Below are 25,487 nucleotides of genomic sequence, written 5' to 3'. Positions count from 1 at the left end.
GGCGGATCAGGCCGGCTTCGGGTACCGGTCGCCGTGGTCGGCCTGGATCCAGCCGGGGTACTCCGGCGGCAGGGCGCTGACCGCGTCCAGCTCGGCCAGGTCCCGGGGGGTCAGCTTCAGGCCGACGGCGGCGAGGTTCTCGGTGAGTTGCTCGGGGCGCTTGGCGCCGATGATGACGCTGGACACCCCCGGGCGCGCGAGCACCCAGGCCAGCGCGACGCTGGGGACGCCGGTCTCGTGGCGGGCGGCGACCTCGCGCAGCACGTCGATGACGTCGTAGGCCCGCTCGTGGTCCACCGGCGGGAACTCGAACCGCGTCCGCCGTGCGTCGCCGTCCCGCGCGCCGTCGCGGTCGAACTTGCCCGACAGCAGGCCGGCGGCCAGCGGGCTCCAGACCAGCAGGCCGACGTTCTGGTCCTGGACCAGCGGGAGGATCTCGCGCTCGATGTCCCGCCCGGCCAGCGAGTAGTACGACTGCAGGGAGCTGAACCTGGCCCAGCCCCGCCGCTCGGAGACGCTCAGGGCCTTCATCATCTGCCAGGCGGTCAGGTTCGAGGCGCCGATGTAACGGACCTTGCCCTGGCGGACGGCGTCGTCCAGCGCGGCCAGCGTCTCCTCGAAGGGCGTGATCGGGTCGATGTTGTGAATCTGGTAGAGGTCGACGTGGTCGGTGCGCAGCCTGCGCAGGCTGTCCTCCAGCGAGCGCATGATGTGCAGCCGCGACTGGCCGACCTCGTTCGGGCCGGGGCCCGTCCGCGCGGTCATCTTCGTGGCCAGCACGACGTCGCGGCGGCGGGCCCCGAGCACCTGGCCGAGCAGGTCCTCCGACTCGCCGGCGGCGTAGACGTCGGCGGTGTCGATGAGGTTCACCCCGTGGTCGAGCGCCGTGCCCACCAGGTGGTCCGTCTCCTTCACGCCCAGGGCGCCGACGGCGTCCCACACCTGTGAGCCGCGCCCGCCGAAGCTCATCGCCCCCAGCGAGATGCGGGAGACGAAGACTCCGGTGGCTCCCAGCTGCGCGTATTCCATGTTCAGTACCTTCCGAATGGGTGGGTCGCTGGCACGCTACAACCACCCATACGGGACAATCTATGACAAAGCGTCCGGCATATATGCGCGATCGTCTGGAGTGGCCGTGGACCCCATGTCCGACGTCCTGACCCTGCTGAACGTCCGGAGCGCCTTCACCTCGCGCTTCGAGGGCGGCGGCCGCTGGGCGTTGCGCTTCCCGAGCTACCGGCACGTCAAGATCGGCGCGGTCGTGGCGGGCACCTGCCGGGTCGCCGTCGAGGGCGGGCCCGCGCTGTGGCTGTCGGCGGGCGACTGCTACCTGCTCACGGGCGGCCGGCCGTACCGGGTCGCGAGCGACCCGGAGGCCGAGCCGGAGGACGGCCACGCCGTCTACCTGCGGGCCCCCGACATCAGGAACGTGCGGTACGGCACCGCCGCCTCGGACGCGGAGCGGACCGTCATCGTCGGCGGCAGCATCACCCTCGACGAAACGACCGCCGCGCTCCTGCTCGACTGCCTGCCCCCCGTCGCGCGCATTCCGGTCGACAGCCCCGCCGCCCGGACGCTGCGCCCGGTGCTCAGGATGCTGGCCGACGAGACCGCGGCCGAGCCGCTCGGCGCGGCGGTGATGATCGAGCACCTGACCCAGATCCTGTTCATCCAGGCGCTGCGCGCCCACCTGGCCGGCGCCGAGCACGTCCCCGGCTGGCTGGGGGCCCTGCGGGACCCGCGGATCGGCACCGCGCTCACGCTGATGCACCAGCAGGCCACCCGCCGCTGGACGGTCGCCGGCCTGGCCGTCGAGGTCGGCATGTCCCGCTCCAGCTTCGCCGAGCGCTTCAAGGCGCTCGTCGGCATACCGCCGCTGGACTACCTGCTGCACTGGCGCATCCGATCCGCGGCCGAGACGCTGCGCGCCGGAGACCGCACGGTCGCCTCGGTGGCCGCCGAGTGGGGGTACACCTCCGAGAGCGCCTTCAGCAACGCCTTCAAACGGGTCACCGGCCAGCCCCCCGCCCGCTACCGGACGCTGAAGCCGCCCCCGCCGGCCGCCCCTCCCCTCTACGGATGACGGCAGGGCGGGCACGGCCACGGGCCGTCGTTCGCGCGCGGGCCGCTGTGGACCTTCGGTGGCTGATCGCGCAGACTGTCATCTTTCGACAAGAGGAGAGGGTTTTGGCCGAGCTGACGGACCCCGCGTCACCAGCGGCCGAGCCCGCGCGGCCCGGCCACGCCTCGATCGCCGCCGAGGTCGAACGGCGGGCCGCCCTGGCCTGGCCCGCGACGGTCGCCGAGGAACGGGACGGCTGGCTGCTCCGGCACACCCCCGGCGTGACCCGACGGCGCTCGAACTCGGCACTCCCGCTGAGCGCCCCCGCCGGCCTCACCGCGGCCGTCCCCACCGCGCCCGGCCCCGCCGCTGCCGGGCCCATCACGGTCGGCCCCGGCATGCTCGAAATCATCGAGTCCGGATCCGGAGGGTCCGTCGAGTCCGTCGAGTCCGTCGAGTCCGTCGAGTCCGTCGAGTCCGTCGAGTCCGTCGAGCGTTTCTACCGCGACCGCGGCCTGCCCGTCCGCGTGCAGGTGAGCCCGCTGGAGTACCACCGCGAGCTGGACGCCCTGCTGGCCGCCCGCGGGTACCACGCCGACGGCACGACCCACGTGCTCACGGCCGCCACCGAGGACGTCGTCGCCGCGACGGCGCGGACCGCCCCGGCCCCGCGGGCCGACCTCGCCGAGGACCCCGCCTCGTGGCTCGGCGCCTTCGCCGAGCTGGACCAGCACGCGGACAGCGCGCTCGTCAGCGGTGAGGTCATCTCCCGCATCGCCTCCCCCACGGCCTTCCTCAGCGTTCCCGGCGACGGCCGCGCCGCCGCCGTGGGCCTGGCCGTCGCCGACTCCGGCTGGGCGGGCGTCTTCTGCATGGCCACCCACCCCGCCCACCGCCGCCGCGGCGTCGCGACCGCCGTCCTCGCGACCGCAGCCCGCTGGGCGAGCACCCGGGGAGCCGCCCGCCTCTACCTCCAGGTGGAGGACGCCAACACCCCGGCCCACCGCCTCTACACCGGCGCCGGCTTCACCCCCTCACACACCTACCACTACCGCACCCTCCCCTGACCCTCGGCGGGCGAGCACGATGGTGATGTTGTCGCGACCCGACGCGTTCATCGCCAGGGCCCACATGCGCTTCACGGCCAGGGCGTCGTCGGCTTCCGCGTTCAGCGTCTCCTCCATCTCGGCCACGGAGACCAGGTCGCTGAGCCCGTCGCTGCACACCAGCCAGCAACCGTCACGCGAGTCGTCGCCGCCATGTACCTCCAGCCCACCGCCGGTTCCGCCGACCACCTGCGTGACGATGTGCGTGACCGGCGCCGCGGCGCCCGGCTCGCCTCCGCCCGGGGAGTCGTCCACCGAGAGCCGGCCGAGGAAGCGGTCCTCCATGCGGTAGACGCGAGAGTCCCCGACGTTGAACCACGACGTCTTCTCCGGACCGAACAGCAGCCCGGCGACCGTGGTGCCCATTCCGGCGTACCGCGGCGACCGGTCGGACATGGCCGTCACCTGGACGTCGATCTCCTTCACGAGGCGGGCCAGCCCTTCGAGATCATCGACGGAGGCCCCCTCACTCGCGAGGACGGTCACCGCGTGCCCGGCGGCCACCTCACCCCCCGCATGCCCGCCGAGACCGTCGGCCACCGCCACGAGGACCGGACGCGCCGCCGACACCGTCAAGGTCACCGGCTCGGGCATCGAGATCCGGGAGACCACCAACCCCGCCGCGGTGACGGCGTCCTCGTTGGCGTCGCGGACCGCGCCGGTGTGGGTCATCAGCGTCACGACCAGCCGGTCATCCATCGACGCACTCCACCAGCCGCACGTCGGACTCGACGTCGGCGGCCAGGCGCAGGCGGTCCCCGTCGCGCAGGGCCGTGGTGACACCGGCCTCGGACACGGCTCCGTTGACGTAGGTGCCGTTCGTGGAGTCCTCGTCCCGAACCCAGGCCGCACCGCTCGACGCGACTCCGAGCGTCGCGTGCCTCCTGGAGACGTTCTCGGCGCTCTGGAAGACCGGCGCGTACGGGCTGGCGACGGGGTCACGGCCGAGCACGGCCGACCCGCCCGGGCGGATCGTCACCCGCCCCCCGGGAAAATCGAGCGTGAGGGTGCGCGGCACGTCGCGGCGCGTTCCCGTGGCCGCGCCGGAGCCGGTGAGCGTGCCGGCACCGGCTCCCGCACCCTCGAACCCCGGGTCCCGGTTCAGCGGTTCCAGACAGCTCACGCAGATGAGGTTGCCGGGATCGGGGACGTCGGCACCGCACCGCGGGCACTCGCCGGGCGCCACGCGCGGTGCCTCCACCTCACCGGACGACCGCGGAAGGGGGCTCGCGACGGTCGGCGTGCCGACCAGCGATCCCCCGCAGGCCGGACACAGGAGCTGCCCTTCGGAGACGGACTCCTGGCAGTAGTAGCAGGTCAGCTCCACCACGACGCTCCCTCGATCTCGATCCCGGCGCGCCTCAGCTCCTCCGCGGCGCGGTCGAGGTCGCCCCGCCGGGGGACGCCGATCATGCGCACCCGTCCTCCCTCCACGCTCACCTGCATTCGAGGGGCTTTCAGCGGCGCCTCGGGCTCGCCCGATCGGGTCGCCTCGACCGACTCGGCGCCATACCGCTCCCGGCCGAGAGCCGTGAGCGGGGTGAGGACCTGGTTGGACGACCCGCGCAGCCATCCGCCGTCCGGCCTGGCCCGCACGTAGGGGCCGGTGACGACCGCGTCGCACAGGTCGACCAACGCCGACAGGTGCGTCCGCGACCGCAGCCGCGACAGGGAGTACCCCGAGTACACCAGCACGTCGAGCCGGCCGGGGCCCGCCCAGTCGCGGATCTCCCGGATGAGCGCGCCGACCGCCTGCGGCTGCTGGAAGGGCTCCCCGCCGGAGATCGTCACGCCGTCCACCGGGCCGTCCAGCGTCGACAGCCACCCCATCACCGCGTCGACGCCGACGGCCGCCTCGGGGGTGGCCGCCCACGTGTCCACGGCGACGCATCCAGGGCAGGCGATCGTGCAGCCCTGCACCCAGATCCCCGCGCGGACGCCGGGCCCCAGAGCGGTCACGGGGTAGTGGCATCGATTCAGCAGCAGTGTCGTCGTCACGCCGTCTCCAGGGTCACGGTGGGGCCGTCGCGACGCATGCCCGAGACGGTGAGCGTGTCCGGCCGGCCCTCGGCCAGGTCGAACAGCGCTCGGGCGAGCGGGTTGACGAACAGCGACTCAAGGGCGGCCCCGATGCCGCGTCCGCCCTTCTCCAGATCGGAGGTGCACCACCCGAGCAGCGTCGCCCGGACGTCGTCCTTCAGGCGCACCTCGATGGCGTGCTGGTCGCCGACCGTGCGGAGGATGTTGGCGAGTTGCAGGTCGAAGATGCGGGCCGCCGCCTCCTCCCCGATGAAGTCGAAGACGACGATGTTGTCGCCGAGACGGTTCAGCAGCTCCGGCCGCTTGAGCACCGACGTGAAGTGGTGGGCGACCGCGGCCTTGATGACCCGCTCGATCTCCTCGTAGGGCATCCCCGGCCGCACCGCGGCGCCGTCGGAGGTGCTGACGCCCAGGTTGGAGGTGAAGATGAGCACGCACTCCGAGAAGTGGGTGGTGGTGCCCCGCCCGTCCGTCAACCGGCCGTCCTCCAGCACCTGGAGGAACTTGTCGAGGATGCGGGGGTGCGCCTTCTCGATCTCGTCGAACAGCACGACCCTGAAGGGCTGCTGCCGGACCGCGTTGGTCAGCTCGCCGCCCGCCTCGTGCCCCGTGTAGCCCGGTGGAGCGCCGATGAGCCGATCTCCCGCGTGTTCGGCGGAGAACTCGCTCATGTCGAAGCGCAGATAGGCCGACTCGTCGCCGAACACCAGCGCAGCCACCCTCTTGGCGAGCTCGGTCTTGCCCACGCCCGTGGGGCCGGCGAAGAAGAGCACGCCTCGGGGACGGGAGGACGACTGCGCGGCCTGCGCGCCGGACAGGCCCAGGGCCGCGCGCTTGAGGATGTCCAGCGTCTTGGTCACGGCGGCGTCCTGCCCGACGACACGGGCGGGAAGGCTGGTCTCGCCCTCTTTGATGCGCCCGCGCAGGAAGCCCCGGCGCCAGGGATTGTCCAGCACGCCCAGCTTGTACGTTCGCACCGCGTCGGGGAGCCGCTCGAAGCCCAGCCCGCGGTCGCGCGCCAGCCTGGTGATGTCGACCATCTGCTGCAGGGCCAGGCCCTCCGCCTGCTCGGCGAAGGCGTCGCAGACCTCCGGCGCCGACGCCTCTCCGCGGAACGACCCGGCCAGCAGTCTCGCGGTCTCCTGCCGGTCGCCGAAGTCGGGGCTGGGGACGCCGATGGACCGCACACGCGCGTTCGCCGCGGTGAACCACGACGGAAGGTCCTGCTCGCGTTCGACCAGCCAGATGATCGGGTTGTACAGCGGACCCGGCCGCACGGCGCCGGGCAGGAAGAGCCCGGCCGCCGTGCGGGAGAGCTTGAGGCACGCCAGGAAGAAGTCTCGTTCCGCCGGGTCGAGGTTCTCGGGGCTCACCGCGAGCTGTGACGCGTAGTCGATCACGAAGGCGGCTCGGACGGGCGGCCGGCCCTGCTCGGGTTGCTGGGGCCGGCCGAAGGCCGCGAGATCAGCGCGCAGCCGAGCCAGTGACGGCGGGTTGCCGCCACCGGGCGCGCCGCGCGACTGACCGCCGAGCAACCGCGCCGCGGCCTCCGTGGCGTCCGGTGACCGCGGGTGAACGGCGAGCCCGTCGACCGGGTCGGTGTAGAGCAGGCACCGGTAGCCGTTCGGCTCCAGCATTCCCCACAGCAGGTCGCGCAGCGACTGGAGCTGTGGAGGGCCGCCGTCGGGGCGGACGAGAAAGTGGTCGCGAAGGTTGCCGTACAGCACGTACTGAGCCTGTACCGCGAGCGTCGCGTCGATCTCGCGCACGAACGGAGGCCACCCCCGCGCGGGCATGGTCACCGGCGATCACCTTCCATCTTCACGGTTCGGTCAGGCCCTTCTTCGCCGTGCCGGGTGTGGCCGCCTTCTCACTCGGGCCGGTCTCGGCGACGGACCTGCGTGGCCCTGCGCGGTCGCACGGTCTTCAGGCGTGAGCGCGGAGCGGGGCGCGTTCCCGGAGGCACCAGCCGTTCGACCGCGGTCTGCACGCCTTCACCGGCCAGGCGCTCCCTGACCACGTCGAACGCCGTACACCACTCCTGCTCGCGGGCGGCGTCGGCGGCACCGCCGGCCTTCGTGTCGTTCTCCGCCGCCGGCGCCGATCCGTCGTCGGCGCCGATCACGCCGCCCGCGGCCGGGTGGTCGGCGGTCCGCACGACGACCGATCGAATCTGGCCCTGCTCGGTGATGACGAGGTTCACCGCGTGCTCGTCCCAGCCCTCCTTGGAGAGCCTCAGCGGTTCCATGGTCTCGAAACCCTCCTGCACCTCGTAGCCGAGCGTGCCGAGCACGTCGAGCAGGGTTCGCCGGACATGCGCGCGGTCGGCGCCGGCGACCGCGGCGGCGCAGGCGGCTCGCGCGGCGTCGCGGAGGCCGGGATCCATCTCCACGCGCCCGGCCACGACCTCGGCGAGCCGTCCGCGCAGCGCCTCGTGCTCACCCTGCGGGTTCGGAACGTCGATCTGGAGGGCGTGCAACAGCCGTGCCGCCTCCACCGCGCCCTGCCGCCTGCTCGTGGCGGCCAGATTGGCCAGTTGCACCCGGTGCCGGACGTCCACGAGGCGCCCGCGCGCCTCGGCGGGGCCGCTCGCGCTCCCCATGCGGCGAGCGGCCTCCCGGACCGCGGCCCTGTCGCCTTCGGAGACGTACGGCGACAACCTGCCCAGCACTCGGCCGAGGTTCGCCGTGAGCGCCTCGACGGCGTCCTGATCGCGCCAGGCGTCGGGTACGGACGGAAGCGCGCTCAGGAGCGTCGCGAGTTCCTCCGAGGCGTCGGAAGGGTCGGTGGGCCGCATCCCGGAGAGGTGGCCGACGAGATCGTCGAGAACCGCGCGGGTCAGGGCGCTGGAGTTCATGCGGGCCAGGGCTCCGTCCACCTGCCGCATGACATCGTCCGTCCCGGCGCACCAGCGCAGCAGCTCGTCGGGGGAGTGACCTTCGGGTGTGAGCGGCGACGGGAGCGAGGCCGCCAGCCGTGCGGCCTCCCCACCCGGCGTGCTCCCGCTCGCGGCCTCACCGGCGTTCGCACACGCCTGGGCGAGCACGGCCAGGCGGGCGTTGCGGTCGAGCACTCCGCTCGCGACCGTCGACCAGGCGCACGCCGACCGATGCGCCTCCTCGGCCCTGGCGACGACGCCGTTCATGTGGTCACCGAGCGCGGCGACCCCCTCCAGCGCCATGGTCGTACCCGCGAGCGCCGTCCGGCTGGCGAACCCGGCGACCGCGATGGCCACCTCGCCCCCGACGCGCGCGACGGCGAACACCTCACCACTCATGTTCCCCCCGTTCTGGCGTGACGCCCCGGATGCCCCGCGGGCCGCCATGATCGCCTGGCCGTCGACCCTCGTCACGGCGAACACCTCGCCACTCATGCGTTCTCCAGATAGGCGCGACGTTCCTGCCGCTGCTCGGCCTCCCAGGACTGCCAGCGGCGCCGAGTCCAGACTCCGTACAGGACGGCCACCCCGATCGGCAGGATCAGGAAGTTCACCACCACCGCGGCGGTCAGCACGACCGCGTAGAGCACGACCATGCACACCACCACGGACATCAGGCAGCCGATGCCGCCCGTGGACGCGAGGGCGGTCAGCGCCCGCATGCCGCCCGCCGGGCGACGTGCGCCGGAGGCCACCCGCCCCAGCGGGCCGAGCAGCGAGTACCGAGGGTGGTACGCCCCGCCGAGCAGGAGCGCCATGACCGCCTCGCCCGCGCCGACACACAGCCACACCAGCGCCATGAACCCTGACGGGATCGGCGCGGTCGCCGTCTTGGTCAACAGGAGCCAGGGCAGCGAGAATCCGCCGAAGGCGAGCGCCGCCCAGCCGAGGGCCTGCGGTCTGGCCGCCTCCCGGCGCCGCACCGCCTCCCGCAGGCTCGCCTGGCGCGCCTGCCGTGCCGCGAGCTCCTGCGCGTCGCGGCGCAGCCGGTCCTGCGCCCATGCCCGGGCGTGGCCTGACGCGAGGACGGCGACCAGAAGCGCGGCCGGGTCGTTCGAATGGAGCAGCTCGGAGAACCACGGGACGGCCGCGGGCAGGTCGGCCCGCGCCCGCGCCGCGTGCTCGCGCAGTGTGGCCGCGGTCCTCTCCTCGTCGACGGCGAGGGCGAGCAGGCCGCTACGCACCCGCACCGCGTCGAACGTGCCCTCCGACGAGGGGACCCGGCTCGCGAGGACGCGGAAGCCGTTCTCCAGCCACCGCCACCGCGCGTCGATGCCGCGCAGTTCCTCTGCACCGGTCAGCTCCGCTAACGTGGGAAGCAGGTGATGGGTCCACAGGTGGTCGACGGTGTGGTCGTGACCGGGCCGGCTCATCGTCGTCGTGGCGGTTCTCAGCAGGTTCTCGCGGGTGACCGCCATGCCCCGGTAGACCGGCGGCAGCTCGCGGTCGAGCCAGTAGAGCAGATGCAACAGCTTGACGTCGGGCGGGAACGCAGGGGTGAGCCGGCGGTCGATGAGCTCTCGGCGTCCCTCGACGTCGTCGTGCGCGGGGTCGTCGAACTGCTGCAGGAAGTCGCGCAGTGCACGCCAGCCCTCGCTCGGGTGTCCCGGCGTGCCCATGGTGACGAGGAACCGGCGTGCGGCCTCGTCCCACTCGGCCACCATGGCGCGTGCCAGGGCCCTGCGATCGGTGTACTGCTCGCCGAGGAAGAGCAGCGGAACCCGCCGCCCGGCGGAGGCGGCCGGAAGGGCCTCCTCCTCGACCGGCGGCGAGCCGCCGGCGAGCCACTGGTAGACCTCCTCCTGGTCCCACCGCGAGGCCGGTGACCGCCGTAGGAGCCCTCGGCACAGCAGCCGCAGCCGGGGGTCGGCGACTCCGTCGACGCTGATCACGTCGGTGTTCAGGTGATAGATCACCGCGGACTCGGTCATGCCCGCGAAAGGCGAGCGTCCGGTGGCCATCTCGACCACCAGCATGCCGAGGGACCACCAGTCCCAGTGCCGCGACACCGCGCCGCTGGAGCACTCAGGGGGTGCGTAGGCCACGGTCCTGGACTGCGTCCCGAACACCACGGAGGCGTCGATCTCCCTGCTCAGCCCGAAATCGGCGAGGACGAGGTCGAGTTCTCCCCGTGCGTGCGGCCCGGCGGACCTGACGAGGATGTTGGCCGGCTTCACGTCGCGGTGCACGATGTCGTGCCCGTGCAACTCCTTCAGCGCTCCGGCCAACTGCCGGACGGCCTGAGTGACCTGCCCGACCGGCATCGGAGTGCCTTTGATGAGCTCAGCCAGCGTGTGGCCGGCGACGTATTCCTGGACCTCGAAGTCGCGGCCGCCGTCCTCGCCCGTCTCAAGGACGCGGACGACGTGGCGCGTACGGATCCGCGGGAGAACCGACCACACCTTCCGGTCGGCCCGGTAGCCGGGCCGGTAGAGCTTGAGTACGAACTGCTCGCCCGCGCCGTCGCGCACGATGAGCACGTCCGCCTCGGCACCCGGTTTGCCGACATGACCGGTGATCTCGTACCGCCCTGCGAGCGGAGCGGGCAGACCGCCCGGGGCGCCCGCGCGGATGCCGTCGCGGACGGTCGGCGCCACGTGAGGAGACTGATCTCTTCTCGTGGCCGGAGAGTCTTCCGGAGGAACGGCCATGGCCTTGAGACACCTCGCTGACGCGCATCGCCCGCGATCCCGACCGCGCGGGGCCGCTTTATTAGAGCTGAGCACAGTTCTACTGCATTAATAGTTATACGTACCTTAAGTAGACCCATTCGGTATAGGGCCATGTCGGTGGCGGTATGGTGGATCTACCGCCCGCCCTCCCCTGGATGAGCGTCACCACCTGTACGGCACCGGACGACGTCGCGACCACCCGCACCGTGCCGGTCCCCGAGGGCTCGGGCCGCGAGGACCATGGGTTCCGGGTCGGCGTCGGTGAACGCACCCGGCGAGTGAAGAGGAATCACCGTGATCTCCGCAGTCGTGATGACCGGACCCGGCGCGCCGCTTGAGCTGCGCGCGTTCGAGCGGCCCGAGGTGGAGCCGGGCGCGGTTCTGCTGCGGACGCTGGGCAGCGAGGTGTGCGGCACGGACGCGCATCTGTGGAAGGGACAGCTCGCTGGTGTGCCGTATCCGATCATTCCGGGGCATGTCAGCGTCGGGCGGGTCGCGGCGCTCGGGCCCGCGGACGCCACGGGGGATGTCGCCCGGGACGTGTCGGGGACGCCGCTGGAGATCGGGCAGATCGTGACGTTCCTCGACGTGTACGGCACGTGCGGGCGGTGCTGGTACTGCACCGTCGGCCACGCCACCACCCGCTGCCCGTCGCGCAGGGTCTACGGGATCACGCTGTCGGCCGACGAGGGCCTGCTCGGCGGCTGGTCGGAGTACGTCTACCTGAAGCCCGGCGTCCACGTGATCCCGCTGCCCGACGGGCTCGACTGGCGGGCGTTCCTCGCCGGAGGCTGCGGCATGCCGACGGCGCTGCACGCGGTGACCCTCGGCGAGATCGCCTTCGGCGACACCGTCGTCGTCCAGGGCGCCGGGCCGGTCGGGCTGTGCGCGGCCGTGCTGGCCCAGCTGCGCGGCGCCGGGTCGGTGATCGTCGTCGGCGGCCCCGAGGCCAGGCTGGACGCGGCCGCCCGTTTCGGCGCCGACGCCGTCGTCGACATCGCCACGACCACCCCCGAGGAGCGGCTCGCCGCGGTCAGGGACGCGACCGGAGGGCGCGGTGCCGACGTCACGATCGAGGCGACCGGCGCACCGGAGGCCGTCCCCGAGGGCATGCGGCTCACCCGGGACGCCGGGCGCTACGTGGTCGTCGGCCAGTACACCGACGCCGGCGCCGCGACCTTCAACCCGCACCTCGACCTGAACCAGAAGCACCTGGACGTCCGCGGCTGCTGGGGCAGCGACGTCGGCCACGTGTACCGGTCCGTCAGGGTGATGTCCCGGTACGCGAAGCAGTTCCCGTGGACCGACCTGATCACCGGGGAGTACCCGCTCGCCGAGGCCCAGGCCGCCCTGGAGGACGTCGCGGCGCAGCGTGTGGTGAAGGCCCTGATCGTCCCCGGGTGATCGTCAGGGCCGGACGGGGCCGTCATCCGGCCCGGCGGCGCGGCCGGCGCACCCGGCGCAGGAGTACGATCCCGAGGCCGGCGACGAGCGCGGCGGCCAGCGCGCCGGCGGCGACGTACATCCACGGCGTGGAGTCCAGGAGCGCCGCCTGGCCCCAGGTCGCGCCCTTGGCGGGGAAGGTGAGCGTGCCGGTGATCGTCCGGCGCACCCTGCCGCTCTCCAGCGTGAGCTTGACCCGCCACGGGCCGTCGGGCAGGCGGGCGTCGAGAACGGCCATGACCGGCGCCTCGTCGCCGGGCGCGAGCGTCGTCCCCACCTGCACGGGAGTCGGGCCGGCCTTGAGGCCGCCCGGGCCGTCGGACAGCCATATCCGCCCCTCGACGTCGATGGCGCGCTCACCGGTGTTCTGGACGGTCGCCCGCACCACGGGGGTGCCGTCCCGGATGCGGCCGGGCGTCAGCCGCTTGACGCGGAAGTCGGTCGGGGGGTCGCCGCCGGGGCCGACGTCGAGGTAGATCCGCACCCCGACCCTGTTGACCACCGCGACGTTGCGCCGGGAGCCCGGCTTCAGCTCGGAGGCCGTCTCGGCCCAGATGGCGCCGTACCGCTCCCCTTTCGACGCCCCCTCCGGAATGGCGATGGTCGCTTTGACCGGCACCCGGCCGTTCGCCGGCACGACGAGCGCCGGCGAGTCGACGGATATCCAGGAGGCCAATTCGTTGGCGTTGCGATTTCGTGCCGGTTTGAACTTGTTGCCGCGAATCTCCGCCGCGCCGACGAATACCGCGACGCGTTGCGGAATTCTGGACGTATTGCTGATTTCCAGCCGCCGATGGATCGTCGTTCCGGGGTTGATGTGGTCGACGACGTAAATCTGTGCCCGGGGGTCGTCGCGGCGGTTCGACGACGCCTCCAGAAGCCTGATCCCGATGGTGCCGCCGGCCTTTCGGTGGCCCGGACGCGAACCCTCCGAGCCACCCTCCGCGAAGGCCGCCGCGCAGACGGCCGCCTGGAGCAGGAGCGTCACAGCGATCAGGGCGAGCGGCCGGGAACCTGGTGCCACGTGGCTACGTCACCGTGTGGGAGATCGTGCCCGTGTACTGGCCGGCGACGTTGCTGAGCGCCAGCGCGATCGTGATCAGCGGGTTCCAGGTGGCGGAGTTGACGCCGGTGCCGCCGGCGTGGGCGAACGCGGTGCGCTCGATGTCCAGGGTCTGTCCGGTGGGCGGCGGCGGCGCGGCGCAGCCCGTCTGGCCGGGCGTGAAGGTGCCGTCGCCGGTCGTCGCCGTCGCGGCGCCCGAACAGTAGTACACGCTGTCGTTGACGATGGTCTCGCCGGGGTCGTCGCCGCCGGCGGTGACGAAGTCGGTGCTGGTCACCGCGACCGTCCACGCGGGCGTGGCCGAGGCGCGGTTGTCGTCGACGGTGACGGCGCCCAGCGGTCCGTAGGCGAACCCGCCAGGCGCACCGTCGTTGGCCAGATCGGCCGTGTCGGGCACCGTGATCTCCAGGGCGCCGGCGGCGATGTCGAACGTCACCGTGGTGGGGCAGGCCGTGTCCACGGGGCAGGTGGCCGCCTGGGCGGGCAGTCCGGTCAAGGTCTGCAAGGAGAACATCGCTGCCGCGGTGATGACAGCTGCTGAAGTAAGCCTGTTCATGGCTCCCGAACCTTCTTATATTATGGCGGATGGCTAAAAATCGACTTACCGCCTCATTTAAGAGTCAGATAGCAGCACGCTAACACGGCGGGAAAGGCACCATCGATCATGCCCCGTCAAGTCCCGATCAAAAACCGTCGAACCGCCTTCATGGCGTTCTGTGGCAATAATCCTCCTTGGTAGTAATAGAGCGCCTTCACCTGCTCTGCACCTCCGATCCACTGCAGTGAAATGTGGCGACAAGCCGGAAATCGCGATGCCGTGCCGGGCGCCGGACGGCGACCGCCTCGACCTGCGCCCTCGACAGGTCGAGGCGGAGAGGAGACCGCGGGCATGAGGCATACTCATCGCTCGTGAGGCGAACTTCCCGGGGGACGGCGGGCACGACGGAGGCGTACGCCGAGCACGCCGACGTCGCCCTCGCCCGCGCGGGCGACGACGCCGCGTTCACCCGCCTCGTCGCACCGCTCCGCCGCGAGCTGCACGCGCACTGCTACCGCATGCTCGGCTCGACCCACGACGCCGACGACGCCCTGCAGGACGCCCTGCTGCGGGCGTGGCGCGGGCTCGCGCGCTTCCAGGGTCGCGGCTCGCTGCGCTCGTGGCTCTACACCGTCGCGACCCGCACCTGCCTGGACATCGTCGAAGCCCGCGGCAGGCGGGCCCTGCCCGTCGACCTCGGCCCGTCCAGCGACCGCGCCGTGTTCGGCACCGCCTCGCGGGCCGACGTCGCCTGGCTGGGGCCCTACCCGGACACGGGCCTGCCCGACGGCCCCGCCGCCCCGCACACGCGCTACGAGCAGCGCGAAGCCGTCGAGCTGGCCTTCGTCGCCGCCCTGCAGCACCTGCCGGGCAACCAGCGGGCGGCGCTGCTGCTCTTCGAGGTCCTCGGCTTCTCGGCCGCCGAGATCGCCACGATGATGGACACCTCGGCCGCCTCGGTGAACAGCGCCCTGCAACGGGCCCGCGCGATCGTGGCCGAGAAGGTCCCCTCCCCGTCCCAGCAGCGGACGCTGCGAGAGATCGGCGACGCCCGCCTGCGCGAGGTGGTCGCCCGCTACTCCGCCGCGCTCGAACGGGGCGACGCCGACACCCTCGTCGCGCTGCTCACCGAGGACGTCACCTGGTCGATGCCGCCGCTGCACCAGTGGTACCGGGGGCTGGCCGCCGTCACCGACTTCGCCGTGCGCGTGCCGCTGGCCAGCTGCGGCTACTGGCGCCACCTCCCGGTCACCGCCAACGGCCAGCCGGCGGTGGCCCTCTACCTGCGGGACGACGCCGCCGGCGCCCACCTCGCCTGGTCCGTCAACGTCCTGACCCTTCGCGACGACCGCATCGCCGAGATCACCTCGTTCATCGGCCCCGGCCACTTCCCGCCCTTCGGCCTCCCCGTCTCACTTCCCTGAGCCCGGGAGCCCGGGAGCGCGGGCCCGGGCGGCCGCCGGGTCCAGCCGCCCGTCACCGGGACGGCGGGCGCCGGACCCGGCGATCGGCGAGGCCGGCGCGGTGGTCAGAAGAGGGTCAGCGGCTCGGCGGGCATGGGGTCGGGGAGCGGCTCCAGCTCGGGCAGCCCGGCGCGCACGTCGTCGTGGAAACGGCGGGCCAGCATCAGCGCGTCGGCGTCGTCGGGGGTGTGGACGAACACCGTGGGCGAGCGGCCCTCACGCAGCCATCCGGTCACCGTGCCGACCCACGGCCGCCAGCCCTCGATGGTGCGCTCGGCGTCGTCGCGGCCGAGGTAGCGGACGATCGGACGGTCGGTGAGTGCCGACGCCCGGCGCGGCAGGCGCGGCTTCCTCGTCCAGGCGTCTCGCTCGGCGTCGGTGGCCGGGGGGCTCTCGAAGAAGACGGTGGTGTCGAACGGCACCCACTCGGCTCCGGCGCCGGCGAGAACCCCTTCGAGCAGCCGCGCGGAGCGCGTGTCCTCGAAGAACGCGCGGTGCCGGACCTCCACGGCGTACCGGTGCGAGCGGGGAAGGCCGCGGAGGAAGCCCGCCAGGACGCCGAGGTCGGCCGGCCCGAACGACGGCGGCAGCTGCACCCACAAGACCTCGGCCCTGGGCCCGAGCGGCTCGACCGTCTCCAGGAACACCCGGAGCTCCTCTTCGGCCCCGGTGAGACGGCGCTCGTGCGTGACCGACCTGGGGAGCTTGGCGAGGAAGCGAAAGCCGGGCGGGGTCTGCCGCGCCCACGACTCCACCGTGCTCCCCGCGGGGGTCGCGTAGAACGTCGTGTTCCCCTCCACCGCGTTGCACCAGCTCGCATAGGCCCGCAGGCGTTCCCCCGGAGCGAGCGGATGCGGCAGGAACCGACGCTGCCACGGCGCGTGCGCCCACATCGCGCATCCCACATGAAGCCGCATCCCCCGACGCTACCCAAACCCGGCGACGTTCCAGGGCGGACCCGGGGGTTCCCTCCGTCCCACGCCCCGATCAGGCCGCCGGTGAGGCCGCGGGCGCTCCTAGGATGCGAACCATGGTCGACGTGCGCTCAGCGGCTTCCCCCGACATCGCGGAGCTCGTACGGCTCAGGGGCCTGCTCTTCCGCGACCTCGCCGCCGAATGGGGGCTGCCTCCCGCCGCGTCCGACTGGAGGGAGCGCTGCGCCGACGCGCTGACCGAACTGCTCGCCGACGACTCGATGCGGATCGTCGTGATCGACGGCGAGGCGGGGCTGGCCTCGTGCGGCATGGCCGTCGTCGAGCGGCGGCTGCCCACGCCGTACAACCTCGGCGGCTCGATCGGCCATGTCTACGGGATCGTCACCGATCCGGCGTACCGCAGGCGCGGCCACGCGCGAGCCATCATGGAGGACCTGCTCCGCTGGTTCGACGACCGCGGCCTCACGCGGGTCGACCTGCACTCCAGCCCCGACGGCCAGAGCCTCTACCGGGCGCTCGGCTTCGACGACCACCCCGGCCTCACACTCACCCGCAGACGCTGACCGGCCGCTCGCCGCCCGGTCGTCAGAGGGGAGGAGCCGCCGGCCCATCAACCGTTCGGTGGATTATGCCGGGGGCGCCCGCACGGGATTCTCGAAGCATGACGGTGATCGAGATCGACGGGCTGCGTAAGAGCTACAAGACACACGAGGCGGTGCGAGGCGTCTCCCTGAAGGTGGAGAAGGGGGAGATCTTCGGCATCGCCGGGCCCAACGGGGCGGGCAAGACCACGGTCGTGGAGTGCGCGACGGGGCTGCGGCGGCCGGATGGCGGCACCCTGCGGGTGCTGGGGCTGGACCCGCGGAGCGATCGGCGCGCGCTGCTGCAGCGCGTCGGCGTCCAACTGCAGGAGGCGGCCCTGCCCGACGCGATCAAGGTGGAGGAGGCGCTCCGGATGTACGCCTCCTTCTACGACAAGCCCGCCGACTGGCGGGAGCTCATGGACGAGTGGGGCCTGGCGGACAGGAGGCGCGCCGGCTTCGCCAGCCTGTCGGGCGGCTGGAAGCAGCGGCTGTTCATCGCGCTCGCCCTCGTGGGCGATCCGGAGGTCGTCTTCCTCGACGAGCTGACCACCGGCCTGGACCCCTCCGCCCGCCGCACGACCTGGGGGCTGATCCGCGCGATGCGCGAGCGCGGCGTCACCGTCGTGCTGGTCACCCACTTCATGGACGAGGCCGAAGCACTGTGCGACCGCATCGCGATCATCGACGAGGGGCGCGTCGCCGCCGAGGGCACTCCGAGCCGGCTGATCATCGAGGGACGGTCGGACTCGCTGGAGAACGCCTACTTCGCACTGACCGGAAAGGAAATGGCATGAGAGGCCTCAGGCAGGTCACCGCGGTCGAGCTCAAGCTGATCATGCGGGACCCGATGTCGGCGTTCTTCGCCCTGGCCTTCCCGGCCCTCATGCTGGCGGTCAAGATGCGCAGCGGCAGACCGCTGCCGGGCGGGCTGCCGGCCATCGACGCCACGGTGCCGATGCTGAGCGTCTTCGTCATCGGCCTGGCCGGGCTGGTCGTGCTCCCGGCGACGCTGGCCCAGTACCGGGAGCGCCGGGTGCTGAAGCGGCTGCGCGCCACCCCCGCCTCGTCCACCATGCTCTTCGGCTCCCAGTGGATCGCCCACATGCTGCTGGCCGTACTCGGGACGGCGCTGTTGATCGTCATCGGCCTGGCCTTCTTCGGGCTGGCGGCGCCCGCGAACCCGGGCGGCGTCGTCCTGGCATGGGTTCTCGGCGCGCTGAGCCTCAGCTCCATCGGCCTGCTGCTCGGCGCGCTCGTCCCCAGCGGCCGCGGCGCGACCGTGATCGGGCTGAGCCTCTTCTTCCCGATGGTCTTCCTGTCGGGCGCCATGATCCCCCGGGAGACCATGTCAGGGTCGATGCGGGCCATCGGCGACCTGACCCCGATGGCCCCCGCGGTCCAGGCGATCCGCGACGGCTGGGCCGGCGACGCGACCTCCCCGCTTACCCTGGGCGTCATGGTCGCGATATCCGTCATCGCCGGCGGCGTCGCCGTCAAGGCGTTCCGGTGGTGACCGGCCCCGACGTCACCCGCTGGGACCGCGCCTGGCCGGTCATGCCGTACCTGTTCGTCCTGCTTCCCACGCTCTTCGCCCTGGTGCGCGACTGGAGGCCGGAAGTGCTCGCCCTGGCGCTGCTCGCCGGAGCCTGGCACTGGTTCATGGTCACCTCGCACCCCGGGTGGACCAGGCGCCCGGTGGGGGTGGTCGTCTACCTCGCCGTGATGCTCGCCCTCATCGGGGCCCTGATCAGAATCGACACGCTGTTCACGGTGACGGCGCTGGTGATGTTCGTCCAGTCGTTCACGCTGATCTCCGGATGGTGGGCGTACGCGGGGGTGGCCGCGACGGCCGGCGTGATCATCGGCGCCCGCCCCGAGGCGGGGCGGACCCCGGGCGAGATGCTCTACTCCTTCCTGGTCGCGTTGCTGGTCGCCTCGGCGATGGGCCTGGTCACCCAGACCATGCGCGACCAGAACGAGAACCGCAGGGTGATGATCGCGCAGCTGCGGGAGACCGGCGCCAAGCTGGCGGAGCTCGCGCAGGAGAACGCGCAGCTGCAGGCCCGGCTGCTGACCCAGGCTCGCGAGGCCGGTGTGCTGGGGGAACGGCAGCGGATGGCGCGGGAGATCCACGACACCATCGCGCAGGGCCTGACCGGCATCCTCACCCAACTCGAAGCCGCCGAGGACACGATCGGCGACGCGCCCGCGGCCCGGTCGCGCCTGGACACGGTACGCACCCTGGCCAGGGAGAGCCTGAACGAGGCCCGGCGGTCGGTCCAGGCGTTGCGTCCCGCGCCGCTGGACGAGGCCCAGCTCGCCACCGCCCTGCGGGACATCGCCGAGAAGTGGTCGCGGAACACCGGCGTACCCGCCGCGGTGTCCGTCACCGGCGACCCCCGGCCCCTGCACACGGAGGTGGAGATCACCTTGCTGCGGGTGGCGCAGGAGGCGCTGGCCAACGTCGGCGAGCACGCCGGGGCCACCAGGGCCGGGATCACCCTGTCGTACATGGAGGACGTCGTGGCGCTGGACGTACGGGACGACGGCTCGGGCTTCACGCCCGGCGCGGCGAGCTCCTCGACCGGCGGCGGCTTCGGGCTCATCGCGATGCGCCAGCGCGTCACCCGGCTGGCCGGGGACTTCGCGATCGAGACGACGCCCGGCCAGGGAACGGGGATCTCCGCCACCGTCCCGGCCATCCCGGCCGCCTCCGTCCGGGAATCACCCGCCCCCTCCAGAGACGCGTTGTGAGCACATGCCCATTCGAATGATCATCGTGGACGACCATCCGGTCGTCCGCGACGGCCTGCGCGGGATCTTCACCGACGACGACTCCTTCGAGGTCGTCGGCGAGGCGGCGGACGGGCCGGAAGCGCTCGCCGTGGCCCTGCGCACCAGACCCGACGTCGTGCTCATGGACCTGCGGATGCCGAAGATGAGCGGGTCGGAGGTCATCCGCCGGCTTCGCGAACAGACGCCCGGCGTCAACGTGCTGGTCCTCACCACCTTCGACGACGACGCCGACGTGCTGCCCGCGATCGAGCAGGGCGCCACCGGATACCTGCTCAAGGACACCCCGCGCGCCGACCTGCGTCGTGCCGTCCAGGCGGCGGCCCGCGGCGAGACCGTGCTGTCCCCGTCCGTGGCCGAGGTCATGACGAACAGGGCGCGCGCGCCGGAGCGGCGGACGCCGAGCCCCCGGGAGCTGGAGATCCTCGGGCTCATCGCCCGCGGCGCCACCAACCGCGAGGTCGCCGCGAAACTGTTCATCACCGAGGCGACGGTGAAGACGCACCTGCTGCACGTCTTCGCCAAGCTGGAGGTGAACGACCGGGCGTCCGCGGTCGCGGTCGCGTACGAGACCGGCCTGCTCAAGCGGGCCTCCGGCCCCTGACCACGGCACGGCGGCCGTGCGCGCTCCGGCGCCGGGCCGGTCGTTTTCCCGGCCGGCTCCCCTCAGGGCCAGGGCCGCGCCGCAACGCGGCGGGTCTCGCGAGGAGACACCGCGTTCCACCTCATTCTGAACAAACGGTGCGACATGACTACCATGCGGCATCATGACCGACGCGCAGCCCGTGATCCGGCAGATCTCCTCCCAGGTCGTCTACAGCAACGCGTGGATGACGGTGCGGGAGGACCGCATCGAGCGTCCCGACGGCTCGCCCGGCCTGTACGGGTACGTGGTCAAACCTGACTTCGTGGTGGTCGTCCCGAAGGAGGACGACGGCTACCACATCGTGGAGGAGTACCGGTATCCGATCGGCCGCCGCACCTGGAGCTTCCCCCAGGGCACGGCGGAGGCCGCCACCCACGAGGACGAGGCCCGGCGTGAACTGGCGGAGGAGACCGGGCTCCGCGCGGAACGGCTGAGCTTCCTGGGCACCATGGACAACGCCCACGGCATCACCGACCAACGGCTGCACGTGTACCTGGCCACCGGCCTGACGAAGGGGAAGACCGACCGCGAGCACACCGAGCAGGACATGCGCCAGCGCTGGGTGGACCGCGCGGAGTTCGAGCGGATGATCCTCGACGGGTCGATCACCGACTCCTCCACCGTCGCCGCCCACATGCTGCTGCTGCTCCAGCGACCGCACGCCGAGGACGCGGCCCACGCCAAGAACGCGGTCCACGGCGGCGCCGCGGCTAACCGCGGTGGCGATCACGGTCGCGCCGGCGCGCCCGGCGAGCTGGACGGCGAAGTCCCCGGCCTCTAGGAGGGGACGCGCGCGACGGCGCGGAAGGCGTGGGCGTTCTCGGCCACCCACGAGCGGAACGTCCGCGCCGCGTCCCCGGTGACCTCCTCGACGGCGGCGGTGACCGGCGCCGGGCCGATGGTCATCCCGGCCTGGGCGCGCAGGATGCCGTCCACGGCCTGCGCCGGCCAGCCCCGGGCCAGCATCCGCCGCCGGGCGTCCTGCGGGGAGGTCTCCTCCCAGCGCACCGGGCGGCCGATCACCTCGCCGATGACGCCCACCTGCTCGGCCTGGGTCAGCGACTGCGGCCCGGTCAGCTCGTAGACGGCGCCGGCGTGCCCGGCCTCGGTCAGCGCGCGCACGGCGACCGCCGCGATGTCCCGCTCGTGCACCGGCGACATGGCGGCCTGGCCGTACGGCTCACGCACCGCGCCCTCGGCACGGATCGGCCCGGCCCAGCGCAGGGCGTTGGCCGCGAACGCGTGCGGGCGCAGGACCGTCCACTCCAGCCCCGACCGTTCGATCAGCCGCTCGGCCTGGCGTTCGTGCTCACGCACCGCCGCCGACGACAGGTAGACCACCCGGCGGGCGTGCTCGGCCGCCGTCGCCAGCACCGCCCCGAGCCCCTCCACCGTGGCGAACGGCCAGACCAGGAACACGGCCTCGACGCCCTCGACAGCGGCGTCCAGCGAGCCGGGCGCCGACAGATCGCCGCGCGCGCACTCCACAGCGGGCGGAAGATCGGCCTGCCCTCGTGTGAACGCGCGAACCTCGGCCCCGGCCTCCAGCAGCAGCTCCGTCACCTGGCGGCCGACCGTGCCGGTCGCCCCGGTGACCAGAATCCGTCCCGGCATCCAAGGCCTCCCATCGCGGAGTTGTCTGATCGACAACGCTAGGGGGCCGGGCCCGGATGACCAATGCTTCGGCATCTGGAATTCATACGCGATCGTCTCCTGCTAGCGTCCTCGCGTGGACGTGCTCAGCGATGTGATCGCCATCATGCGTCCACGACCTGACCGGAAAGCACGCGGGAACCTATGACCACGGCGTCTTCCATGGTCGTGTAGGTGTGGTACGCGCACGCCCTGACAACGGCCGGCGCTCCGGTGAGATCAAGCAGCGTGCGCCGCGGATCATGCGGCAGGTCGAGCGTCAGCGGGCAGTCGCTCGGCGAGTTCGCCATGGCCACGTCCATCCGTACACGGTGCCCGGGAGACAAGCATCCACCGGACCGCGCCTTCCGTCCATGCTCAGGGGGAGTCCGGTGGTGCTCGCAGCAGCTCGAGCTCCTCGTTCATGGCGTCGAGGAAGGCGGCGGCGGTGCGCAGTTCCTCCGGGCTGAAACGGCGCAGAGCGTTGTCGGTGCTGCGGCCGAGCGGGCGGAAGAAGGTGGCGGCGAGCTCCTTCGCGGCGTCGAGGTAGTGCAGGTGGACGACGCGCCGATCGTGGACGTCGCGTACGCGGCGGATGTGGCCGGCGCGCTCCAGCCTGTCGAGGCACGCGGTGACGGCCCCTGAGGTGAGGTTCAGCTCCGCCCGCAGCCGGCTGGGGGTGATCGGCGATGGCGCGTCGAAGATCTTGATGAGCGCCTGGACGTCGGTGGGGTGCAGCCCGTGGTGGCCGGCGAACTCGTGGGCGATGCGGTTGAACTCGGCGGTCATCCGGCGCAGTCGTACCGCGAAGGACAGCAGGTCTATGCCGTCCCCCCTGTCGGCGCTCATGCGGCCATGCTACATTAACTCAATTATTAAGTATCTCAATGATTGAGTTAACTCGTCTGGCGAGGTGGTCTCATGGCGCGGCAGCCGATCCGCTGGCTCGTTCCGGCTCTGCTGGTGCTGGTCTGGCTGGCGGTGGGCGGAGGGCTCGGGCCGTTCGCCGGCAAGCTCACCGAGGTGTCCACGAACGACCAGGCGGCGTTCCTGCCGCAGAGCGCGGAGTCGACCCGCGTGCTGGAGGTGCGGGAACGGTTCCGCGCCGGTGAGACCCAACCGCTCATCGTGGTCTGGACCGCCGGCGGCGCGGACGTCACCCCCGAGCAGACCGCCGCCGCTACCCGGGCGCTCGCCTCGCTGCGCGGCACGACAGGCGTCGCCGGGACCCCCAGCCCCGCCATCGGGTCGGACGACGGCAAAGCACTGCGGGGCATAGTGCAGCTCGCTTCCGGCGTCGACGACGCGCTCGGCGAGATCCTCGACCGGATCGGCTCGGCGGTGGCGGTCGACGGCCTGCGGGCCGAGCTCGCGGGCCCGGCCGCCACCCGGGCCGACCTGTCCGACGCGTTCGCCGGGATCGACGGCCTGCTGCTGGGGGTGGCGCTGCTCGCCGTGCTGATCATCCTGCTGGCGGTGTACCGGAGCGTGCTGCTGCCCCTCGTCATCATCGTCGGCGCGATCTTCGCGCTGGGCCTGGCGTGCGCCGTGGTGTACTTCCTGGCCGACCGCGACATCGTCCGGGTGGACGGCCAGGTGCAGGGCATCCTGTTCATCCTGGTCATCGGCGCGGCCACCGACTACGCCCTGCTGCTGACCGCCCGCTTCCGGGAGGAGCTGGCGACCACCGGCGACCGCTTCGCCGCGGGCCGCGTCGCGCTGCGGCGCTCGTTCGGTCCCATCGTGGCCAGCGCCGCCACGGTGGCCCTGGGCCTGCTCGCGCTGCTGCTCAGCAACCTGACCAACAACCGCGCGCTCGGCCCCGTCGGCGCCATCGGCATCGTGTGCGCTGCGCTGAGCGCGCTCACGTTCCTGCCCGCGGTGCTCGTCCTGCTCGGACGCGCCGCCCTGTGGCCGGCGAAGCCGCACCCGGCCGACGCCGGCACCCGCGGCATCTGGGGCCGCGTCGCCGCCGTGGTCGACCGCCGTCCGCGCCGGCTCTGGATCGCGACCATCCTGCCGCTCATCGCCCTCGCCCTCATGGCGCCGCAGCTGAACGCCAGGGGCGTGCCGCTGGACGAGACGTTCGTCAACGACGCGCCGTCGGTGGCCGCACAGGCGACGCTGAGCGAGCACTACCCCGAAGGCTCGGGCCAGCCCGCCGTCATCGTCGCGCCCGCCGGACGTGCCGCGGCCGTGGCGCGGGCGGCAGGCGGCGTCGAAGGGGTGTCCGACGCTGCGGTGGTGTCCGAGAGCGGCCGTCCGGGCGGCCCCCCGAAGATCGTCGACGGGCTCGCGCTGGTGGAGGCGACGCTGAGCGACGCGCCGGACGGCGACGCCGCCCAGGACACGGTCAAGCGTCTGCGCACCGCCCTCGACTCCGAGAACGGCGTCATGGTCGGCGGGTACAGCGCCCAGCGGTACGACACGACGGAGACCGCGAAGAGCGACACCCTGCTCATCGTCCCGGTCGTGCTGGCGATCATCCTGCTGATCCTGATCGTCCTGCTGCGCTCGCTGCTGACGCCCGTGCTGCTGGTGGTCACCGTGGCGCTGAACTTCCTGGCCACCCTCGGCGTCTCCGCGCTCGTCTTCACGCACGTGTTCGGCTTCACCGGCAGCGACGCGTCCGTGCCGCTGTACGGGTTCGTCTTCCTGGTCGCGCTGGGTGTCGACTACAACATCTTCCTCATGTCCAGGGTGCGCGAGGAGACCGCGCTCCACGGGACCCGGGAGGGCGTCCTGCGCGGGCTGGTCACCACCGGCGGAGTGATCACGTCGGCGGGGGTCGTGCTCGCCGCCACCTTCGCCGCCCTGGCCGTGATCCCGCTGGCCTTCCTCCTGCAGACGGCCTTCATCGTCGCCTTCGGCGTCCTGCTCGACACCCTGGTGGTGCGCTCCCTGCTGGTCCCGGCGCTGATCCGCGACCTGGACGCGCGGGCCTGGTGGCCCAGCCGCCTGGGCCTGAGGGGAGAGGAACAGGCGTCCCGGGCTCCGGCCGGAACGCCGAGGTGATCCGGCTCGTCACCCCGATCCTGACGGGCGCCACCGGGCGTCGCCGGCCTGTAAACACGGTACAAATCGGGATCGAGCGTGTGATAAGGCGCGGTCGCCCGCAGAGACGTCACTGCCCGAAGGAGAACCGCAGCCGAGCGTTGATCAGATGGTTGAGCCGGTAACGCAGCCGGCCGACCACCGCCTGCTCCGGCGCCTCCCCAGGCGTCAGCAGCGTCCAGCGCAGCAGGCACCCGTTCGGCGCCGGCCGGATGTCGAACCGGATCTCGTCACCGGCCCTTTCTGGCCACAACGACGACCAGACGACGAGCTCCGGCTCCACCGCCCGCAGAACGCGCGGCTCGACCTCCCCCGGCCGCAGTTCCAGCCACTGCCGCCCACCGGCTCGCCGGGGGTCACGCAGGCTCTCCCACACGACACGTGCGGGCGGCGGCTGCGCCCGCTCCCGCGACCCCAGCTCGATCATTTCGACGGTCCGCCATTTCGTGTCGTCGTGTTCAGGACGGCGCCGGGCGAGCGTCCGACGACCCATATGATCGCCTGGTTCGGCGCCCCGG

The 25,487-nt window shown here is 72.4% G+C and carries 25 protein-coding genes; 11 read left to right on the top strand and 14 right to left on the bottom strand.

Going from position 1 to position 25,487, the window contains the following annotated elements:
* Positions 1-6: 6 nt before the first annotated feature.
* Entirely contained in the window at positions 7-1,029 is a 1,023-nt protein-coding gene (locus PYR91_RS09545; RefSeq protein ID WP_279779058.1) for an aldo/keto reductase, read from the bottom strand.
* Between the two features lie 115 nt (positions 1,030-1,144).
* Here PYR91_RS09545 and PYR91_RS09540 point away from each other — a divergent pair, with 115 nt between their 5' ends.
* Entirely contained in the window at positions 1,145-2,083 is a 939-nt protein-coding gene (locus PYR91_RS09540; protein ID WP_279779249.1) for an AraC family transcriptional regulator, read from the top strand.
* Positions 2,084-2,187: 104 nt separating this feature from the next.
* Complete coding sequence (locus PYR91_RS09535) at positions 2,188-3,129, top strand: GNAT family N-acetyltransferase (protein ID WP_279779057.1); 942 nt, start codon at positions 2,188-2,190, stop codon at positions 3,127-3,129.
* On the opposite strand, the gene PYR91_RS09530 is transcribed toward PYR91_RS09535, so the two are convergent.
* From PYR91_RS09530 to PYR91_RS09505, 6 genes are all read right to left on the bottom strand, one after another.
* Complete coding sequence (locus PYR91_RS09530; protein WP_279779055.1) at positions 3,097-3,867, bottom strand: serine/threonine-protein phosphatase; 771 nt, start codon at positions 3,865-3,867, stop codon at positions 3,097-3,099. The genes PYR91_RS09535 and PYR91_RS09530 overlap by 33 nt on opposite strands.
* Positions 3,860-4,498 (bottom strand): FHA domain-containing protein, encoded by a 639-nt coding sequence (locus PYR91_RS09525; protein ID WP_279779053.1) that lies wholly within the window; start codon positions 4,496-4,498, stop codon positions 3,860-3,862. The genes PYR91_RS09530 and PYR91_RS09525 overlap by 8 nt, the downstream gene beginning before the upstream one ends.
* Complete coding sequence (locus PYR91_RS09520) at positions 4,486-5,166, bottom strand: 4Fe-4S single cluster domain-containing protein (protein ID WP_279779050.1); 681 nt, start codon at positions 5,164-5,166, stop codon at positions 4,486-4,488. The genes PYR91_RS09525 and PYR91_RS09520 overlap by 13 nt, the downstream gene beginning before the upstream one ends.
* Positions 5,163-7,004: an AAA family ATPase gene (locus tag PYR91_RS09515; protein WP_279779247.1), complete on the bottom strand. Its 1,842-nt coding sequence runs from the start codon at positions 7,002-7,004 to the stop codon at positions 5,163-5,165. The genes PYR91_RS09520 and PYR91_RS09515 overlap by 4 nt, the downstream gene beginning before the upstream one ends.
* A gap of 74 nt (positions 7,005-7,078) precedes the next feature.
* On the bottom strand, positions 7,079-8,581 hold the full coding sequence (locus PYR91_RS09510; protein WP_279779049.1) for a hypothetical protein: 1,503 nt from the start codon (positions 8,579-8,581) through the stop codon (positions 7,079-7,081).
* Positions 8,578-10,743 (bottom strand): serine/threonine-protein kinase, encoded by a 2,166-nt coding sequence (locus PYR91_RS09505; RefSeq protein ID WP_279779047.1) that lies wholly within the window; start codon positions 10,741-10,743, stop codon positions 8,578-8,580. Before PYR91_RS09505 ends, PYR91_RS09510 begins: the two co-directional genes overlap by 4 nt.
* 369 nt (positions 10,744-11,112) lie before the next feature.
* Between PYR91_RS09505 and PYR91_RS09500 the strand changes: the two genes are divergently transcribed.
* Positions 11,113-12,222: a zinc-binding dehydrogenase gene (locus PYR91_RS09500; RefSeq protein WP_279779046.1), complete on the top strand. Its 1,110-nt coding sequence runs from the start codon at positions 11,113-11,115 to the stop codon at positions 12,220-12,222.
* A 22-nt stretch (positions 12,223-12,244) separates the two neighbouring features.
* Here PYR91_RS09500 and PYR91_RS09495 read toward each other — a convergent pair whose 3' ends face one another.
* Both PYR91_RS09495 and PYR91_RS09490 read right to left on the bottom strand, forming a co-directional pair.
* On the bottom strand, positions 12,245-13,285 hold the full coding sequence (locus tag PYR91_RS09495) for a hypothetical protein (RefSeq protein ID WP_279779045.1): 1,041 nt from the start codon (positions 13,283-13,285) through the stop codon (positions 12,245-12,247).
* 4 nt (positions 13,286-13,289) lie between these two features.
* Positions 13,290-13,820 carry a hypothetical protein gene (locus PYR91_RS09490; RefSeq protein WP_279779044.1) on the bottom strand — a complete coding sequence of 177 codons (531 nt, stop codon included), beginning with the start codon at positions 13,818-13,820 and terminating at the stop codon, positions 13,290-13,292.
* A 413-nt stretch (positions 13,821-14,233) separates the two neighbouring features.
* On the opposite strand from PYR91_RS09490, the gene PYR91_RS09485 reads away from it, so the two are divergent.
* Positions 14,234-15,286: a sigma-70 family RNA polymerase sigma factor gene (locus tag PYR91_RS09485; protein ID WP_279779043.1), complete on the top strand. Its 1,053-nt coding sequence runs from the start codon at positions 14,234-14,236 to the stop codon at positions 15,284-15,286.
* 104 nt (positions 15,287-15,390) lie between these two features.
* Here the strand turns inward: PYR91_RS09485 and PYR91_RS09480 are convergent, their stop codons facing one another.
* A complete protein-coding gene (locus PYR91_RS09480) occupies positions 15,391-16,242 on the bottom strand; it encodes a DUF72 domain-containing protein (protein ID WP_279779042.1) in 852 nt (283 codons plus the stop codon).
* A gap of 113 nt (positions 16,243-16,355) precedes the next feature.
* Between PYR91_RS09480 and PYR91_RS09475 the strand changes: the two genes are divergently transcribed.
* The 6 genes from PYR91_RS09475 (at position 16,356) to PYR91_RS09450 (ending at position 21,064) form a co-directional block, all read left to right on the top strand.
* Positions 16,356-16,823: a GNAT family N-acetyltransferase gene (locus PYR91_RS09475; RefSeq protein ID WP_279779041.1), complete on the top strand. Its 468-nt coding sequence runs from the start codon at positions 16,356-16,358 to the stop codon at positions 16,821-16,823.
* Positions 16,824-16,921: 98 nt separating this feature from the next.
* Entirely contained in the window at positions 16,922-17,638 is a 717-nt protein-coding gene (locus PYR91_RS09470) for an ABC transporter ATP-binding protein (protein ID WP_279779039.1), read from the top strand.
* Positions 17,635-18,357 (top strand): ABC transporter permease, encoded by a 723-nt coding sequence (locus tag PYR91_RS09465; RefSeq protein ID WP_279779036.1) that lies wholly within the window; start codon positions 17,635-17,637, stop codon positions 18,355-18,357. The genes PYR91_RS09470 and PYR91_RS09465 overlap by 4 nt, the downstream gene beginning before the upstream one ends.
* Positions 18,354-19,598, top strand: coding sequence for a sensor histidine kinase (locus tag PYR91_RS09460; protein WP_279779033.1), 1,245 nt, complete (start codon positions 18,354-18,356; stop codon positions 19,596-19,598). Before PYR91_RS09465 ends, PYR91_RS09460 begins: the two co-directional genes overlap by 4 nt.
* Before the next feature lie 4 nt (positions 19,599-19,602).
* Positions 19,603-20,241 (top strand): response regulator transcription factor, encoded by a 639-nt coding sequence (locus PYR91_RS09455; RefSeq protein ID WP_279779032.1) that lies wholly within the window; start codon positions 19,603-19,605, stop codon positions 20,239-20,241.
* Positions 20,242-20,404: 163 nt separating this feature from the next.
* Entirely contained in the window at positions 20,405-21,064 is a 660-nt protein-coding gene (locus tag PYR91_RS09450; protein ID WP_279779031.1) for an NUDIX hydrolase, read from the top strand.
* On the opposite strand, the gene PYR91_RS09445 is transcribed toward PYR91_RS09450, so the two are convergent.
* From PYR91_RS09445 to PYR91_RS09435, 3 genes are all read right to left on the bottom strand, one after another.
* The gene (locus PYR91_RS09445; protein WP_279779030.1) at positions 21,061-21,897 is read right to left on the bottom strand and encodes an NAD(P)H-binding protein; all 837 of its coding nucleotides are present in this window, start codon (positions 21,895-21,897) and stop codon (positions 21,061-21,063) included. The two genes, PYR91_RS09450 and PYR91_RS09445, sit on opposite strands and share 4 nt — an antisense overlap.
* A gap of 143 nt (positions 21,898-22,040) precedes the next feature.
* Positions 22,041-22,238, bottom strand: coding sequence for a hypothetical protein (locus tag PYR91_RS09440; protein ID WP_279779029.1), 198 nt, complete (start codon positions 22,236-22,238; stop codon positions 22,041-22,043).
* A gap of 55 nt (positions 22,239-22,293) precedes the next feature.
* The gene (locus PYR91_RS09435) at positions 22,294-22,764 is read right to left on the bottom strand and encodes a MarR family winged helix-turn-helix transcriptional regulator (protein WP_279779027.1); all 471 of its coding nucleotides are present in this window, start codon (positions 22,762-22,764) and stop codon (positions 22,294-22,296) included.
* A 72-nt stretch (positions 22,765-22,836) separates the two neighbouring features.
* Between PYR91_RS09435 and PYR91_RS09430 the strand changes: the two genes are divergently transcribed.
* Positions 22,837-24,930 (top strand): MMPL family transporter, encoded by a 2,094-nt coding sequence (locus PYR91_RS09430; RefSeq protein ID WP_279779026.1) that lies wholly within the window; start codon positions 22,837-22,839, stop codon positions 24,928-24,930.
* Positions 24,931-25,039: 109 nt separating this feature from the next.
* Here the strand turns inward: PYR91_RS09430 and PYR91_RS09425 are convergent, their stop codons facing one another.
* Positions 25,040-25,396 (bottom strand): hypothetical protein, encoded by a 357-nt coding sequence (locus tag PYR91_RS09425; RefSeq protein WP_279779025.1) that lies wholly within the window; start codon positions 25,394-25,396, stop codon positions 25,040-25,042.
* Between the last annotated feature and the right edge of the window lie 91 nt (positions 25,397-25,487).

It is taken from the genome of Sphaerisporangium sp. TRM90804 (assembly GCF_029846175.1).
Classification (GTDB): Bacteria; Actinomycetota; Actinomycetes; order Streptosporangiales; family Streptosporangiaceae; genus Sphaerisporangium.
Note: the sequence above shows the minus strand (reverse complement) of the source record. Positions and strands in the feature narration are given on the sequence as shown.

What these genes read in the sequence shown, in the direction of transcription:
- PYR91_RS09545 (WP_279779058.1), bottom strand. Translation starts at nt 1,029, where the DNA reads ATGGAATACGCGCAGCTGGGAGCCACCGGAGTCTTCGTCTCCCGCATC.
- PYR91_RS09540 (WP_279779249.1), top strand. Translation starts at nt 1,145, where the DNA reads ATGTCCGACGTCCTGACCCTGCTGAACGTCCGGAGCGCCTTCACCTCG.
- PYR91_RS09530 (WP_279779055.1), bottom strand. Translation starts at nt 3,867, where the DNA reads ATGGATGACCGGCTGGTCGTGACGCTGATGACCCACACCGGCGCGGTC.
- PYR91_RS09515 (WP_279779247.1), bottom strand. Translation starts at nt 7,004, where the DNA reads ATGCCCGCGCGGGGGTGGCCTCCGTTCGTGCGCGAGATCGACGCGACG.
- PYR91_RS09510 (WP_279779049.1), bottom strand. Translation starts at nt 8,581, where the DNA reads ATGAGTGGCGAGGTGTTCGCCGTGACGAGGGTCGACGGCCAGGCGATC.
- PYR91_RS09480 (WP_279779042.1), bottom strand. Translation starts at nt 16,242, where the DNA reads ATGCGGCTTCATGTGGGATGCGCGATGTGGGCGCACGCGCCGTGGCAG.
- PYR91_RS09475 (WP_279779041.1), top strand. Translation starts at nt 16,356, where the DNA reads ATGGTCGACGTGCGCTCAGCGGCTTCCCCCGACATCGCGGAGCTCGTA.
- PYR91_RS09470 (WP_279779039.1), top strand. Translation starts at nt 16,922, where the DNA reads ATGACGGTGATCGAGATCGACGGGCTGCGTAAGAGCTACAAGACACAC.
- PYR91_RS09465 (WP_279779036.1), top strand. Translation starts at nt 17,635, where the DNA reads ATGAGAGGCCTCAGGCAGGTCACCGCGGTCGAGCTCAAGCTGATCATG.
- PYR91_RS09455 (WP_279779032.1), top strand. Translation starts at nt 19,603, where the DNA reads ATGCCCATTCGAATGATCATCGTGGACGACCATCCGGTCGTCCGCGAC.
- PYR91_RS09450 (WP_279779031.1), top strand. Translation starts at nt 20,405, where the DNA reads ATGACCGACGCGCAGCCCGTGATCCGGCAGATCTCCTCCCAGGTCGTC.
- PYR91_RS09445 (WP_279779030.1), bottom strand. Translation starts at nt 21,897, where the DNA reads ATGCCGGGACGGATTCTGGTCACCGGGGCGACCGGCACGGTCGGCCGC.
- PYR91_RS09440 (WP_279779029.1), bottom strand. Translation starts at nt 22,238, where the DNA reads ATGGACGTGGCCATGGCGAACTCGCCGAGCGACTGCCCGCTGACGCTC.
- PYR91_RS09435 (WP_279779027.1), bottom strand. Translation starts at nt 22,764, where the DNA reads ATGAGCGCCGACAGGGGGGACGGCATAGACCTGCTGTCCTTCGCGGTA.
- PYR91_RS09430 (WP_279779026.1), top strand. Translation starts at nt 22,837, where the DNA reads ATGGCGCGGCAGCCGATCCGCTGGCTCGTTCCGGCTCTGCTGGTGCTG.
- PYR91_RS09425 (WP_279779025.1), bottom strand. Translation starts at nt 25,396, where the DNA reads ATGATCGAGCTGGGGTCGCGGGAGCGGGCGCAGCCGCCGCCCGCACGT.